This is a genomic window from Carboxylicivirga litoralis (genome assembly GCF_025499605.1).
In the GTDB taxonomy this organism is placed as follows: Bacteria; Bacteroidota; Bacteroidia; order Bacteroidales; family Marinilabiliaceae; genus Carboxylicivirga; species Carboxylicivirga litoralis.
Genome location: NZ_JAFMVC010000002.1, coordinates 306,909 through 323,061, shown reverse-complemented (window position 1 = coordinate 323,061; position 16,153 = coordinate 306,909). Strand labels below are relative to the sequence as shown.

At 37.2% G+C, this 16,153-nt stretch carries 10 protein-coding genes; 3 read left to right on the top strand and 7 right to left on the bottom strand.

Annotated elements, in window-relative coordinates; genetic code table 11:
- Window positions 1–44 precede the first annotated feature (44 nt).
- The 3 genes from secDF to J1N10_RS03480 form a co-directional block, all read right to left on the bottom strand.
- A complete protein-coding gene (secDF, locus tag J1N10_RS03490; protein WP_262325282.1) occupies window positions 45–3,026 on the bottom strand; it encodes a protein translocase subunit SecDF in 2,982 nt (993 codons plus the stop codon).
- A gap of 172 nt (window positions 3,027–3,198) precedes the next feature.
- Complete coding sequence (locus J1N10_RS03485; RefSeq protein WP_262325281.1) at window positions 3,199–5,604, bottom strand: ABC transporter permease; 2,406 nt, start codon at window positions 5,602–5,604, stop codon at window positions 3,199–3,201.
- Window positions 5,604–6,287, bottom strand: coding sequence for an ABC transporter ATP-binding protein (locus J1N10_RS03480; RefSeq protein WP_262325280.1), 684 nt, complete (start codon window positions 6,285–6,287; stop codon window positions 5,604–5,606). The genes J1N10_RS03485 and J1N10_RS03480 overlap by 1 nt, the downstream gene beginning before the upstream one ends.
- 378 nt (window positions 6,288–6,665) lie before the next feature.
- On the opposite strand from J1N10_RS03480, the gene J1N10_RS03475 reads away from it, so the two are divergent.
- The gene (locus J1N10_RS03475) at window positions 6,666–8,042 is read left to right on the top strand and encodes a sigma-54-dependent transcriptional regulator (RefSeq protein WP_262325279.1); all 1,377 of its coding nucleotides are present in this window, start codon (window positions 6,666–6,668) and stop codon (window positions 8,040–8,042) included.
- Window positions 8,032–9,393 (top strand): sensor histidine kinase, encoded by a 1,362-nt coding sequence (locus J1N10_RS03470; RefSeq protein WP_262325278.1) that lies wholly within the window; start codon window positions 8,032–8,034, stop codon window positions 9,391–9,393. The genes J1N10_RS03475 and J1N10_RS03470 overlap by 11 nt, the downstream gene beginning before the upstream one ends.
- Before the next feature lie 59 nt (window positions 9,394–9,452).
- Here J1N10_RS03470 and J1N10_RS03465 read toward each other — a convergent pair whose 3' ends face one another.
- Window positions 9,453–10,094: a redox-sensing transcriptional repressor Rex gene (locus J1N10_RS03465; RefSeq protein WP_262325277.1), complete on the bottom strand. Its 642-nt coding sequence runs from the start codon at window positions 10,092–10,094 to the stop codon at window positions 9,453–9,455.
- Between the two features lie 248 nt (window positions 10,095–10,342).
- On the bottom strand, window positions 10,343–11,188 hold the full coding sequence (locus tag J1N10_RS03460) for a hypothetical protein (RefSeq protein ID WP_262325276.1): 846 nt from the start codon (window positions 11,186–11,188) through the stop codon (window positions 10,343–10,345).
- Window positions 11,189–11,453: 265 nt separating this feature from the next.
- Between J1N10_RS03460 and J1N10_RS03455 the strand changes: the two genes are divergently transcribed.
- A complete protein-coding gene (locus tag J1N10_RS03455; protein ID WP_262325275.1) occupies window positions 11,454–13,199 on the top strand; it encodes a response regulator in 1,746 nt (581 codons plus the stop codon).
- Between the two features lie 345 nt (window positions 13,200–13,544).
- On the opposite strand, the gene J1N10_RS03450 is transcribed toward J1N10_RS03455, so the two are convergent.
- Both J1N10_RS03450 and J1N10_RS03445 read right to left on the bottom strand, forming a co-directional pair.
- Complete coding sequence (locus J1N10_RS03450) at window positions 13,545–13,931, bottom strand: DUF3859 domain-containing protein (RefSeq protein ID WP_262325274.1); 387 nt, start codon at window positions 13,929–13,931, stop codon at window positions 13,545–13,547.
- Window positions 13,932–13,943: 12 nt separating this feature from the next.
- Window positions 13,944–16,151: a tetratricopeptide repeat protein gene (locus J1N10_RS03445; RefSeq protein WP_262325273.1), complete on the bottom strand. Its 2,208-nt coding sequence runs from the start codon at window positions 16,149–16,151 to the stop codon at window positions 13,944–13,946.
- Window positions 16,152–16,153: the final 2 nt, after the last annotated feature.

Here is a 16,153-nt window from a genome sequence, read left to right as displayed (position 1 = left end):
CCCTGCAGAACAACTACAGGGCTTCTCGTCATATGATAGAAATATTATTTCTTCTTCGACTTCTTATTAAGGAAGTTAAATGCCACTGGCGTCGCAATGAATAATGATGAGTATGTACCTACAAGCACACCTACCATCAAAGCAAATACGAATCCACGGATAACTTCGCCACCGAATAAGAAGATTACCAATAACACAACGAAAGTAGTTAACGATGTATTTACTGTACGGCTAACCGTTGAGTTAAGAGCTGCATCAACCACTTCATCTTTCTCACGCTTAGGATACAACTTAAAGTACTCACGAATACGGTCAAATACAACCACGGTATCGTTAATAGAGTAACCAATTACAGTTAGAATCGCAGCGATAAACGACTGATCGATCTCCATTGAGAATGGCATGAACGAATAACAAATTGAGAATACACCTAACACGATTAAAACGTCGTGCACCAAGGCGGCAATCGCACCAAAACCAAACTCCTTATTGCGGAAACGGATTAAGATATACAAGAAGATAACAATCAAGCTAAAACCAATTGCTAAACCTGCATTCTTCTTAATATCACTGGCGATAGTAGGTCCTACTTTCTGCGAACTCATTCGGTAATCAGCCAGGAACTCATCTTGAGTAACGTTGCCTTTGATGAACGCCTTCAATCCTTCATACAGCTTAGTTTCTACATTATTGTCAATCGCTTCTGAGTTCTCTTCAATCATGTAGTTAGTAGCAATGCGCACCTGGTTACCTTCGTTACCAAACTGCTTAGCTTCTACGTGAGCTCCTTCAAATACGTCAGTTAATGCTTTTTGAACATCAACAGAAGACACCTGCTCATCGAAACGCACTACAAAAGTACGACCTCCGGTGAAATCAATTCCTTGCTTAAGACCTAAAGTACTTAATGAAACTACTGACGCTAAAATAGCAACTGCTGAGATAATGAAGAACATGTTCTTCTTTTCTAAGAATTTCACATGCAAATTCTTATATAAGTTGCGTGTTAATTTTGTATCGAAAACTAAGGTCTTGTTCTTGCTCAACAATTGTTCGAAAATCAAACGTGTAATAAAAATCGCTGAGAAGAAAGATGTAGCAATACCAATCATTAAAGTTGTTGCGAAACCTTTGATAGGGCCAGTACCGAACAAGAATAAAATCAAACCAGTTAAGAAAGTAGTTACGTTCGCATCAATAATAGCTGAGAACGCATTATTATAACCATCTTTAATAGCTAATTGAATACCTTTACCAGAACGCAATTCTTCTTTGATGCGCTCATAGATAAGTACGTTCGCATCCACTGACATACCAATTGTTAGTACAATACCAGCAATACCAGGTAATGTTAACACAGCACCAAACGATGCTAAAACACCCATGATAAAGAACATGTTAGCAACCAATGCAAAATCAGCTACCCAACCAGCACGCATACCATAGTATAATAACATGTAGATTAGTACAACAATAAACGCCCAGATGAACGATGTTAAACCACTATCAACAGCTTCCTGACCAAGAGAAGGACCAACAACTGTATCTTCTACGATACGTGCCGGAGCAGGTAACTTACCTGACTTAAGAATATTGGCCAAATCCTGAGATTCTTCTGGCGTAAAGTTACCTGTAATCTGACTTTGACCACCGTCAATTTTTTGATTAACAGTCGGGAAACTGTATACAAAACCATCTAACACAACAGCAATGCTACGGTTAACATTAGCTCCCGTTAAGCGCGACCATGTCTTAGCACCTTCAGCATTCATGCTCATGCTCACTTCAAACTGACCACGCTGGTTAGTCTGGCTACGAGCCGAAGTAATTACATCTCCTTCCAATGGAGGACGACCATCATGCGTGCTTACTTTGATAGCCACCAACTGGAAAGCTGTTTCTTTTTCGTTGATATCGGCACCGAAACGACTTACTAAATAATCCTTTTCAATTGGCTTAACAGTCCAAAAGAAACGAGCATCTTTTGGGAACAAGCTCTTAACTGAAGGGTTCTGAAGGTAAGAATTTACTTCAGCCGTATCGCGAGAAAGTGCAATACCAACAACTGGTCCACCTTGCTGTGGATGGTTTGGCTGTAAATATGAAAATAATGACTTAGCGTTAACATCCTCTAAAGAATCAGTTGTTGCAGCCTCAGCGGCTAACTGGTCAACAAGCGTTGACTCTTCAGCTGTTTCTTCGGCAGCCTCTTCTGCGGCAGCTTCTTCAGCCGGAGCTTTAGCGGCTTCCATTTCGCGCACTTTAGTATCAGCCTGAACTAAATATTCGAATAATTCTGAGTTTTCATAAGTTTCCCAGAACTCCAAACTAGCCGTTCCCTGAAGTAATTTACGTACACGTTGTGGGTCAGTCACACCTGGCAATTCAACCAGCACACGTCCAGCCTTTTCAAGACGTTGGATGTTTGGTTGTGTAACACCAAAGCGGTCGATACGTGAACGAAGAATGTTAAATGCATTATCAATGGCACTTGTAGATTCTTCACGAATCACTTTCAACACTTCTTCGTTGGTTGAGTTATAACTTACACGTTCTTTTAATTCAACAGTATTGAAGATAGTGGCTAACTGAGCATTTGGATCAATTTCAGCGAAAGCCTCTCCAAATAATGTAATGAAATCTTTAGATGAGCTTTTCTCAGCAACTTCAGCTGCTTTTAAAGCTTTTAAAAATGTTTCGTCTGTATTATAATTCGAAAGAGCTCTTACGATGTCTGCCACCTTAACCTCAAGTATAAGGTTCATACCACCTTTTAAGTCAAGACCGAAATTTATTTCGCGTTCTTTACACTCTTGGTAAGTATACTTACGGGCTACCCATAAAAAGTTATAAACCGTCTCGTTTTTAATCGAATCCAGGTAGGCAAATTCTTTATCCGGGTCGCCACCTGCTATCTCTTTCGCCACATTTTCCACTCTACGAGTCTGGAATGTAAACATCAATTGATATAAGCTGACTAATACCAATAGTATGGCAAAAAGTCTTATAGCTCCTTTGTTCTGCATTTGTTAATAATTTTTATAATTCGTTTTGACAAACTTCACGTCATAGTCGCGCAAATATATCGAAATTTTTCATATACAGAACGTAAAAAGAAGTGTTAAATTGATAATCGCAGAGATTCTTTTGAATTCTTATCCGATTAAGATTCTGAAATAAGCACTCGACATGTAAACATTAACTTTCAGGGCGGAATGTGGCTCCTTGGAAAGTTTGAACAAACGTGGCTACAAAAGATAACCCGATAAGTGCTAATGCCCAAAAAACAAAGGATCCTATTCCGATAAAATCAAAGTATGCATAACTATTCCCCCAGGCTTGTATAGCCCAATAAGCTGGTACCGAAGCCAACAATACACCAATAATAACATAGACTCCAAACATGGAAAAAACTTGCCTCATAATAGACTGTCGTGGAGCTCCAAGAATGTTTTTAACTACAATAGAATTAGACTTATACTCAATAATAAAAGCTCCTAGAGCAACAACTCCCAGAATAGCAATAAACAAAGACAAAAGTGCAAAAACAGACATGATTTTAGCAATACGAACGTCTTCTTCGTAAAGCTTATCAAGTCGATCGCTTAAGCTTGTATAAACAAATGGTGCTCCTTCAGAATAGTTGTCCCAAATTGATTTTATCGCTTCTGCATCTACTGTACCCTCATGCTTAATTAAAATATATTCAAAACGCATTTTGTCAGATAAAAGCATTATCACCAAAGGCTTTATGGGCGTAAAATACGACTCGAAATTAAAGTCTTTAACGAGGCCAACGATGCTCAAAGCCCATTTATCATTACCGAACACCTCAATTTTCTCATCAAGCGGCTTACTCAGCCCCAACTCCTTGACCGCGGCAATATTTAAATTCACACCAATGCTATCACCCAGTTCACTACTAAGAAAACGTCCTTGCTTTAAACGAAGTCCCATAACGTTGAAATAATCCTCGTCAACATAATTCATCGGAAGCATCACTACACTTCCCTCTTTACTGTTGTTGGCCCGAAACGTTCCCTGAAAATAATCATCACCCGGAAGGCTATTGCAAGCACCCACATACCTCACTCCCTCCACATCAAGAACTGCCTTTTTAAAAGCTTGCATATCCTTACGCACAGCATGCCCACGCTCAACCACAATGATATTATCAGAACCGAAACCATGATCGTTTTTCTTGACAAAGTTGACCTGCCACCACATTGCACTTGCTACTACAACTAAAAACATAGCAACCGCAAACTGATTTGTCACCAGAAGCCCTCTAACAATAAAACCAATTTTACTGATTTTATAATCACCCGAAATTAACTTCTCCGGTTTTCGAGAAGAGAAAAAGAATGCTGGAAAACTACCTGTTAATAATCCAATAAATAAAAGCACAATCAATATTCCGAAAAAATCTACCCAGCCCCTGAAGAAATTGAATTCAAGTTCTAACTGAAAGAAATTATTCAAGAAAGGCAGCATTAATTCGAGAAGAACCATTCCGATAAACATTGCACCCAAGCCATAAACCAAAGCTTCAACCAAAAACTGCGCTATCAATTGTCCCCTTGTTGCTCCAACCAATTGGCGATACCCCACTTCCTGGTACTTCATTTTGAGCTTGGCTGTAGTTAAGTTCATAAAATTGATGCAGGTTGTTAAAAGAATGAAAACAGCCACAAACGCAAACAACTCTATGTAAATAGGTTTTGAATTAGCACTCAATTCGCCATCCAGGTGCGATGTAAAATGTATGCTCTTTATGTTTTGAGCAATAAATTCCAGCTCAATACTGTCATTTGTTTGCTCCAACTGCATTATCTCCTCAACTTGAGGTGCAATTAACATATCCTTCTCTGCATTAACCTTTTCTATGAATTCTTCTTTTTTGACCGACTTGTTAAGTTTTAGATAAGTATAACAATTCAAATACATCCAATCCGACTTCCAGTTCTCAACATATGCCGAATCAGCTTTTTTTAATAATATCTCATCAATCGTATTTAATGATGCAACAAAATCGAAAGTAAAATGAGTGGCTAAAGGTAAATCCTTACAAACCCCTACTACCTCGTAACTGATACCTTCACGTACTACAAACTTTCCAATCGGATCATCATCTCCAAAATACTTACCGGCCACCGATTCAGTAACAACCACCTGTCTTGGATGCGACAAAAGCTTGCTTCCTTTCACAATCTCAACATCGAAAAGCTCAAAGAAGTTATTTTCACCAAAAATAAATCCATCCTCATTAAAACGGAGCTCATTATATTGCACCACATTATTAGCACCTGGCACAAATCTCACCACCTGTTCAACTTCATCCATTGCACGCACAACATTAGCCAGCGGCATTGGAGACGTTGCACTTTTTATAATATTGGCTCCAAGAACACCTTCTGTAGCTAATCTATATATTCGATTATTGTCTGAAAATGAGGTATCATAACTTGCCTCGTGACGAACAAGTAAGACCACAAACAAACCCAAGACCAGACCAATAGACAAACCAAAAATATTCAGCAAAGCATAAACTCCCTGTTTTCGAATACCGCGTATGGCTACTTTGATATGGTGACTTAGCATCATTATAAACGACTCTTAATGTTCTCTGTTACAATGTGGCCATCAAACAACTGCACAACACGCTGTCCTCTCTCGGCTTCAGTTGCCGAATGAGTTGCCATTATTATTGTATACCCCTCTTCATTCAATGAAGAAAGCACCTCCATCACTTTATTTCCTGAAGCAGAAGAAAGATTGCCTGTTGGTTCATCGGCAATAATCAAATCTGGACTAATTGCAACAGCACGACCAATGGCGACCAATTGTTTTTGTAATGCCGATAATTGTTTTGGATAATACTGCTTCAAATGCGAAATCTGAAACTTCGATAACATTTCGTTTACCTTAAGTTGCCTTGCCTTTTTCGAATATTTCAAATATTGCAGTGGCAATTCAATGTTTTCATAAACATTAAGTTCATCAATCAAACCAAAATTCTGAAAAACAAACCCGATGCCCCCTCTTCTCAAATTACTTCTTTGCCGCTCTTTCAAACGACTTACTTCATGCCCCATAAAAAATAACTCTCCAGAGGTAGGCTTATCAATCAAACCAATGGTATTAATCAAAGATGTTTTTCCGCTCCCAGATGGACCAAGAATAACCACATACTCCCCTTGCTCAATGTCAATATTAACATTTTGCAAAACGGTCGTCTCGATGGCTCCATTCCTTAATACCTTTGTTAAGTTCCTAGCATGAATCATATTTAATCTAATTATGTACGATTTCGAAACAACACTGTACGAAATCGAACATCTATTTTTATATATTATCTACTAAAATATCCCCATTCAATAAAATACAGTTAACTATCTCCTTTTTAAACGACATCACTAATCCTCTAAACAACTGCATTTTACAATCTCACCACTTTAAGATTTCGTTATAAAAATAACTTAAAACTTGCTAATATCAACATCACTTTCTATGCCACAAGCCTTAATGCCTTATAATCAAAGCAATTACAAAAACGGCACTTTTTTTGGATGTCACAAAAACAAAGATCAACCGTACGCTTTCGAACAATTCTTACTATAGTTGTGACTTAATTATGGTATATTTAGTAGCGAAAAACTCAAAATATGACAAAGAAATCAGGACGCATTCTTGCAATAGATGACAATGCAGATATATTATTCGCATTAAAACTATTATTAAAGCCGCATGTTGAGCACATCAGCACCTCAACAGATCCGAATAAAATACCTGCTTTAATGGCAGAAGACTCTTTCGATGTAATTCTTTTAGATATGAACTTTACAAAAGACGCAATAAGCGGGCAAGAAGGATTTCATTGGCTTGAAAAAATACTGGAAATCGACCCGCAAGCTGTTGTGCTCTTTATTACAGCATATGGGGATGTTGAGAAATCGGTTAAAGCAATGCGAGCTGGTGCTACTGATTTCATATTAAAACCTTGGCAAAACGAGAAGCTATTGGCAACCGTTAATTCAGCCATTAAGCTTCGTCAATCGCGCAACGAGGTCAAAGACTTAAAGAGTAAGCAAAAAGAGATTAACACCATTCTCGATCAACCATTTGCCGATTTCATTGGAGTATCGCCGGGCATGCAAAATGTGTTTAACACCATTAAAAAAGTTGCAGGCACTGACGCCAATGTACTTATTCTTGGCGAAAATGGAACAGGAAAAGAGCTAGTTGCCCGAGCTCTTCACCGACATTCATTGAGAAACAACGAAAGCTTTATCAGTGTAGATTTAGGAGCTTTAAGCGAAACACTTTTTGAAAGCGAATTATTTGGCCATGTTAAGGGTGCATTTACCGATGCAAAAGCAGATCGTCCAGGACGTTTTGAGTTGGCATCGAAGGGAACCATCTTCCTTGATGAAATTGGAAACCTATCTTTACCACTGCAAGCTAAACTTTTAACAGTCCTTGAGAGACGCGAAGTGACTAGAGTTGGTGCTAACAAGTCGAAACCAATTGATATTCGTCTGATTTGTGCTACTAATATGAACCTTAAACAAATGGCGCAGGAAGATAGCTATCGTCAGGATTTAATTTATCGTATCAATACCGTTGAGATTGAACTTCCACCCTTACGCGAACGCCCTGAAGACATACCTGTTTTAGCTGAACACTTCTTGAATATTTTCTCGAAGAAGTACAAGAAAAAGGTTAACAAATTATCTTCAAAAGTTATTAAAAAGTTAACCAATTATCCATGGCCTGGAAACGTTAGGGAATTCCAGCACATATTAGAGCGTACAGTGATTATGAGCGAATCGCCTAACCTGGAAGAAGCTGACTTTCAACTATCGTCATTACCTACCTCATCGGAAGGTTTTGAATTTGACACTTATAATCTTGAAGATATTGAAAAACAAATCATTGAGAAAGTCCTGCGCATGAATAGGGGTAATGTTTCAAAAGCAGCGGCCGACCTTGGCTTAACACGAACATCACTGTACAGAAGACTTGAGAAGCATGGTTTATAACAACTTTAGAATAAACTTTATTGTACGGACCTTGCTATTGGCAGGGTCTATTTTTGCATTCTTCTATCTGTTTTTCAATACAGAATTAACCATGACTCTGGTTTTGGTTGGTCTACTCATTGCTTTTCAGATATTCGCAATGATTCACTATGTTGACCGTACGAATCGTGTACTTAACAACTTTTTGGAGTCTATCCGCTATTCTGATTTTACACGAACATTTCAGGTTGAGAGTCTCGACTCTTCATTTGATAAACTCAAAAAATCATTTAATGAAGTAATTAAAGATTTCCAAGAGGTAAGAGCTGAAAAAGAGGAAAATTATTATTATCTGCAAACAGTGATTCAGCACATAGGCATCTCATTAATTGCCTATTCGAAAGATGGGAAAGTAGAACTAATTAATAATGCTACTAAAAAACTATTCCAGGTAAGAGCCTTGAATAATATTCAGGCATTAAATGATTTCAGCCCCGAGCTGGTGCAAAAGCTCTTAACCATTCGTCATGGTGAAAACACCTTAATCAGGGTTCAGGAAAAAGATGAACTTTTACAGCTTGCCATTTATGCTACGGAGTTCAAAATACACAACCGAACTATCTTGTTGACGTCCATCAAAAACATCCAGGATGAGCTGGAAGAAAAAGAGATGGAATCGTGGCAAAAGCTGATTCGTGTTTTAACCCACGAAATCATGAACTCCATTACTCCAATTTCTTCACTATCATCAACCATCACTATGATATTGAAGGACTTATCAAATAGCCTTCAGCAGAAAAATATCGATGAAGACGATTTGGAGACCATAAAAGAAGTTGAAGGCGCCTTAGAAACCATTCACAAGCGAACCGATGGCTTGTTACATTTTGTTAATACATACAGGGATTTAACACGAATTCCAACGCCAACCTTTACAATTTTCCCTGTCAGTAAGCTATTGCTCAACATCAAAGGATTATTAACCGAAGAATTAAAGACTAAGAACATTAAGTGCAACATTAACATTGAGCCTAACTCACTGGAACTGTCGGCCGATGAAAAACTAATTGAACAGGTTATCATCAATCTGGTGAAGAATGCTATTCAGGCACTTGATTCAAGAGAAAATCCCGAAATACAACTCAATGCTTTCTTGAATAAAAGAGGGCGCATTACAATTCAGGTAATTGACAATGGACAAGGCATTTTGCCTAATGTTTTGGATAAAATTTTCATTCCGTTTTTCACCACAAAACCTCAAGGTTCGGGAATCGGCTTAAGCCTATCAAAACAAATTCTTCGATTGCATGGCGGAACAATTTCGGCCTACTCAGAACCTGAAAAGGCAACCAAATTCACCCTCACTTTTTAACAATAAAAAAGGTGCAAATCCCATTGATTTGCACCTTTCTTTTAGCTCTTAATCATAGTTCATTCAGCTTTCATACGATTAAACATTACTGCTAAATGAGCATACAATGATGTGTTTTGAACCACAATATCTTCTTCTACTTTTATACGAACAGGTGTAAAGTTCCATAACGCTTTTATACCAACTTCAACCAACTTATTAGCCACCTCCTGCGCTTTATCTACCGGAACCGTTAAAATACCGATTTTTGCTTTTTCTTCATGCATGTTTGCCAATTCTTCAAAATGATAAATTGGCACCCCTTCAATAGTTTTTCCAACTACTTCAGGATCGACATCAAATGCTGCCACAACCTTAAGACCAAACTGCTTTAATCCGTGATCGTGCAGCAATGCTTTACCCAAACTCCCTACTCCAAACAGGTAGGCTTCATCAACAACCGTAAAACCAAGAAAGTCTTCCAGTACTTCAATTAAAGGCTCTACTTCATAACCAACGCGTGTTTTTCCTACAATACTGGTATATGACAAATCCTTGGTTACCTGGGTTGGGTCAACACCCATATCACGAGCGATTAATGTAGATGATATATGCTGAAGTCCCTCCTTTTGAGCTAGCTTTAAATATGCCAAATAACAAGGCATACGACGTAGCGCTGGCTCCGGCACCAAGTTATTTTTCTTACGATTAGTTAGCGACATAATGATTAATTCATACGTTTATACTTTCCTCTTGCTTGCCAACAGAATCATACAAGAAAAACATGACTACCATAATCCACAACAAGACAGGTAGTCAGTTCTCAATCTCATTTCTTCTGTTTAACAAACTTACAAAATTAATTAAGTTTTTGAATGATAACTCCATTCATTAATTAAAATTGACAAGATTTATATCAGCTATTTAGTACTAATCGTTTGGTTATTGCTAATTATTTTTTCAGGCTGGCTTACGAGGCCATTTTTTTCAAATCCTTCATTAACAGCCCATCCCGATTTTTCTTTGTAACCATATGATAATCGAAATAATAAAATGTAGAACTGTCTGCCCCAATTAATATTTTATAACAGCGGGCCTTGTACTTGGTTCCTTCGGGGCCCACCTTATGCATGAAAACAACTGAATCATCCTTTCGTTCAATAGCATCCTCTACTTCTGAACGTGTTACAATTTTGACATCATAAGGATAAAAACTTTTTATCTTTGCCACAGTATTCACTTCAGGAGCTAGGTCTTCTTTGACAAGAAACAATGTTTTATCGTCCAAGCTTTTTACATTATCATTGTAGTACTTAAAAGCATTGGGTTTAATTAGCTCTGGACGTTCGTTCATCAGGTTAACATGATCCTGAATAAAGCGCACAAATGCCTCTAGTTTGTAGGCATAACTCACATCTTCAACACGCAGGTACGACAGAGGCAATGAGCACAAATCAGGCAAATCACGCACTTCACTATCCGTTTCTCCAAGCAACAAGCTTAAAAAGTTATAACGTGCCTTGGTTTTATCAGCATCAAAAGTTGCTACTGTCGAAATTAAAAATGAATAGGCAGGATCGTTACGTTTATCTTCAAATTCATCGTTCGATATAAATTCATAATCGGTTAATGTCCACACTGCATCCATTACCTCTTTAATCTTAAAATTAAAGTCACTCATTGGATTAGCATCCATCACAACAAGTGTTTTTGTGTTTAAGAAAGCTTTGTATTCCTCTTTTGTTGGCATGTGCTCTTTGGCAAAAACACCACTTACAGCAATTAAGCAACATACAGTCGTTAGTATCTTCTTCATATTTCAAACTTTTTTTGTCTTTTCATTAAGTTATTTTGCATCATACGCGATTACTTTAGTAAACGGTTACATCAAAATCATATTATTTTGCAAATCGGTAAAAAAAGCTTCTTAATTATTAATTAAGTGAGTTATTAGTTTATTTTTGTTTTAGGAAACTAGACAAACAATGGGATAGGCCAACTTAAACACTAAGCGCATACCAAACGTTATTTAGTTACTGATACCCGACCCACACATGATGAATAATCTAAATTACTGACAGATGAAACTATTAAATAGATTTCTTTTATTATTTAAATCAGAAAATAAGGCAAAAGTTGACGATGAAGAGCAAACACCAATGCTCATCAATAATCTGATTAACTTTTTTCTATTCTGCATTGTATTTATCGAGGGAATCATCTGTTTACGAAATGAAGATATATTTTTTGCAATTCCCTTATTAACATTAAGTTTGATTTTTGCATTCCACTTTGTATACCTAAGTCGAAACTCCATGGCTAAAGGCATGCAACATTCATTGTTTTTCTTCTCAAGCGTCACGTTTTTGTACTTTGTTGTATTTGGCAGCAGTACAGGTATTGATATTATATGGACAGCTTTATTCCCACCATTCATTATTTCATTGATGGGAATGCGAAGAGGTTCAATCTTTTCTTTATTATTCCTGGTTTTAATTGCCATTGTAGTACTTGTGATTAATAACTACGGATGGATTGAACTGGCAAGAGAATATTCATTAACGGAAAAGATTGTTTTTATTGGCTTTTACACCTTCTTTTTCATTACAACATATGCCATACACTTTACCTATACAGAAATCATACTAAGAAAAGAACGACGAGTATTAGATTCTCAAAACTTTAATAAAACGCAGGAGGAATTAATATCAAAACTGTCGCATCAAATCCGCACACCTCTTAGCAACATAACCGGCATTATTGATATACTTGAAAAGACCAACTTAAGTGATGATCAACGTGATTACATTAATACTATTCATGCTTCATCAAACAACTTGGTAAACGTAGTTAATAACATGGTGGCTGCCTCTAAAACCAATTTCAGCCAGATACCAACTGAAGAAGTTAGTTTCAACCTGTATTCAACCATCAATAATACGATCAAGTTATTCCAGGACGATCAGGAAAAGAAAAAGTTCAGCCTCTCTCTTTCGGCCGATATACCAACCAACCTTATCGGCAACAGCATTAAAGTCAAGCAGATATTTCTTAACCTGCTCAACAGCTTATTGAAATACAATAAATCAGAATTAAAAGACATAACAATTGAAGTTTCGCGCAAAGAAACATTACCAAACAAGCTGGTGTTAAAATTCAGGATTATTAGCAACACAGTGGTACCAATGCCAAAATCTCAGCTTGGCGAAGATGCTATTCACTCAAGCGATGTTATACACCTGAACCGTTCGAAATATATCAACCTGCTTGATTTAGGCATCACTCAAAAAATTATTGAGATGGATGGCAATCACATCGACATCATCCCCGATTCGGTAAAAACGGTGATAGAATTTACAGCTACTTTTAAAGAAAACAACCAAAGCCAATCCATTGAAAGCATAAAGCCACCAACCAAGCAATCTGAAAACTACTTCAAACCAGTCGTGGATATTGCAGATGCTAATATTCTTTTAGTAGAAGATAACTTTAGCAACCAACAAATTATCATTTTATACATTAAAGATGAAGTCAAGAAGATTGAGGTAGCGTTTAATGGTAAAGAGGCTCTCGACAAGTTTGGTAAAGTCAAATACGACTTAATTTTAATGGATGTTCAAATGCCAATTATGGACGGGTTTAAGGCCACTGAAAAAATTCGTCAGATTGAGAAGAGCACCGGCACGCACACACCAATTATTGCCGTTACAGCCAATGCTTTTCCTGAAGACAAAGAACGTTGTTTGGCTACAGGTATGGATGATTATATTAGTAAACCATTTCAGCCCGAAGACTTAATCAGAAAAATGAAGAAACACCTAAGCTAAGGGCAATAGTTACAATTTAGTCAAAACAAAGCTGATATCTGATAATATGATATTAGTGAGTCATCATTTAGGACTGTATTGATACTTTTTTATCTCTTACGGTTAAAAAACGTCAATCTCCTGTTAATTACTGTTAAAGCATCTTGATTTTCTCGTCAAGCCTTGTATGTTTGTACATTGAGGATAGTACCTACTACAAATGGATAAGAAGAAAATGAAGAAAGAAACAGATATTACATTAAAACTTAAACGGAAAATATTAATCTATTCAATAATTGAAGTAGCATTAATCATTGCCCTTTTAGGGTTTATCATGTTCTTAATCATGGTTTTAATGAGCTAATATTACAGGTAAAGCGTAATTGTCTTTTCTGCTAATATTTTACCATCTAACCATGTTGTAAGAACCCATTTTCCTACCTTATCATCAAACGGTTCCCACACAGTATCTCCCAGAAAAAATTCGTAATCATTTGAATTAATAAAGTACTGCCCTTTAAAGGGTGGCTGGACTTTCCCTTGCTCATCCGTAAATGGCGGATGTTCAATTTTAAACTCGACGACTTTACCTTTTGCTCCTTTAATTTTAACCACGTAACCAAACTCAATGTCTGGTTGAATCCGAATCTCATCGGTTATTTTCAGTAGTTTCGGTAGTTTCTTCGATGTACGTTCCCATCGACTGTATTCGCCATAACTATACAACTCCCAACTTATCTTCTTCTTAGCCATACCCTAATTCCGTTAGCTTTCAAGTGAATATCGCACCTGATCCAGCATCAAAGGAATATCTCCAGAATCGATTCCATGCATTTTCAGATATGGCACATCGGCCATAAAGGTGACGATAAACTCTTTTAATGAATGATTAGGCAATTGTATACTTTGCTGGTAGAACGACAGAGCCTCTTTGCGCTTTTTTTGGCACCACAAAGTATGCCCCAAGTTGATTAAATCGTGCTTATTTTTTTCAGTTACAATCAGCTTATGGTAGTATTTCTCGGCTTGTTCAAATTTACCTTCCACAAAAGAACACCAAGCAATTGGTCTCCCTACTTTATTATTACCCGGATCGAGATATTCGACTTTAAAATAATACTTTAATGCTTCAGAAAAATCCTCCAACTCAAGCAAACACTGACCAATAGACACTTGTGTATGCAAATTCTCTGCATCTAATTTCTCAGCTTCTTTGTAGTAATCCAATGCCTTCTGAGGATCATTCAGATGTCGGTAACACAGAGCAATCTTCTTTTTGTTCCAAACGCTCTGAGAACCCAACAACTCGGCCTGCTGATAATAGCACAAGGCCTTTTCATATTGCTTTGTTTGCTGGTAACAATAAGCCATCTTTTGAAGAACTTGCTTATTGTTTTTTTCCTTATCAGCTATCTTCTGAAATATCTCTAAAGCATCTTCAAAATAGTTCTTCTTAAAATAATACTCACTTATATCACGCAACGAATCCGAATCGTCCAGCATCTGGCTAAAAAACCATCGGTTATAAAAATCCATTTTCTGGGCAAAAACATCCTCAAACTGGTGCTTCTGTGGGTGCACTTTTAACAAACGATATAAATCCTGAATAAACTGATTGCTCGCCACCAACTTCTTTTGATTAGCCTGCAACATCTGCTCATCTTTTTGCAATTCCACCATTTGCTCTATCTCCGCCGAAAACATTTGTCCCATCATTTCCTTTTGCATACCCGGCATGTGTGGAATACTCAGTATAAGCGAGTATTTATCAGAATTGCATAAAAAACGAGATGAGGCTAGACCATCGAGCAAAGATTGACTACTAAAAACGGCATCCTCCTTAAATAGAGCTTGTTGTACATCGGGATGTGTTGGATAAAATGGCATCAACCAATTGCTAATTTCATTAAAAAATGAAAAGTGTTTAAGGTGCTTAAATGTGGAAAGGAATACGTCAGCTCCCTCCATTTGCCATTGAGTCAGTTCTTCCATTTTATCCATCAGGTTGGGTGAGTCTTTAAACACATCTTCCCAATCTGGATTTTTACCTTCAGTCAAATTATCACTGATCAGATTATCTAAATCCAGCTTATCCTTTAATTTAGGATGCATCTTCACCACCTCTGGCAGAATTTCATCATTCAGTTTTTTCGATATCCGCTCTGTCTCACGTGTTCTTATCAACTGTATAGCTATGCTTTGAATCAACGTTTGCAATCCTGCTTCTTCAATCGTCATAAATAATTGAGTATACAACTCAGGGTATAATGGCAAACGGGCATCGTACTTATTAAGTGCCAATAAAAGCGCCACCAATGTCCTTGCACTAATTTCATCGTCAGAATGTGTACTTAACTCAATTAACAAGTGTATATAGTCAAAGGAAAAATCGCGCATTAACGATAAGTTGATGGCCCCAACAATGGTTGCTTTGTAATGCAATGGAATTGTGCTTTTATCAACAAATTCGCGCAACAAAGCCTTATTAGCGCCACCTATTGCCGAAACTGACCATATTTGATTGAACAGCTTATTAACAGCCGTCTGCAATTCAGGTTTGTTCTCGGCGTTGGAATCGACAACTTTTTGCAATTCAATCGAACTCCAAATTGAGTTAATTTCATCAATAGCAATCTGGAAATTAAGGTCGCCCTGTTCCTTTCGTTCCTCGTAAACAAACTCGCCCGAATATTGACTTAACAACACATCACACACTTTATCGGCAAGGTGATAAACATCTCTTAACAGGTGATTATACACTTTTTGCCGCTCAGGGTCGGTAATCCCCTCAACCGTATACTTAAGAATATTTTTATAGGTAAATTCAATATTATAATGATTATCAATTAAATCGCCATTCTGTGACTCTTTAACCAAAACCTGAATCTGATCCAGGCTATCTTTGATTTTTTTTTCAGATAAAAGCAGGCAAATTTCTTTATGGGAAGCCTTAATTTCCTTAACATTCATCATAG

What these genes read in the sequence shown, in the direction of transcription:
- secDF (WP_262325282.1), bottom strand. Translation starts at nt 3,026, where the DNA reads ATGCAGAACAAAGGAGCTATAAGACTTTTTGCCATACTATTGGTATTA.
- J1N10_RS03485 (WP_262325281.1), bottom strand. Translation starts at nt 5,604, where the DNA reads ATGATGCTAAGTCACCATATCAAAGTAGCCATACGCGGTATTCGAAAA.
- J1N10_RS03480 (WP_262325280.1), bottom strand. Translation starts at nt 6,287, where the DNA reads ATGATTCATGCTAGGAACTTAACAAAGGTATTAAGGAATGGAGCCATC.
- J1N10_RS03475 (WP_262325279.1), top strand. Translation starts at nt 6,666, where the DNA reads ATGACAAAGAAATCAGGACGCATTCTTGCAATAGATGACAATGCAGAT.
- J1N10_RS03470 (WP_262325278.1), top strand. Translation starts at nt 8,032, where the DNA reads ATGGTTTATAACAACTTTAGAATAAACTTTATTGTACGGACCTTGCTA.
- J1N10_RS03465 (WP_262325277.1), bottom strand. Translation starts at nt 10,094, where the DNA reads ATGTCGCTAACTAATCGTAAGAAAAATAACTTGGTGCCGGAGCCAGCG.
- J1N10_RS03460 (WP_262325276.1), bottom strand. Translation starts at nt 11,188, where the DNA reads ATGAAGAAGATACTAACGACTGTATGTTGCTTAATTGCTGTAAGTGGT.
- J1N10_RS03455 (WP_262325275.1), top strand. Translation starts at nt 11,454, where the DNA reads ATGAAACTATTAAATAGATTTCTTTTATTATTTAAATCAGAAAATAAG.
- J1N10_RS03450 (WP_262325274.1), bottom strand. Translation starts at nt 13,931, where the DNA reads ATGGCTAAGAAGAAGATAAGTTGGGAGTTGTATAGTTATGGCGAATAC.
- J1N10_RS03445 (WP_262325273.1), bottom strand. Translation starts at nt 16,151, where the DNA reads ATGATGAATGTTAAGGAAATTAAGGCTTCCCATAAAGAAATTTGCCTG.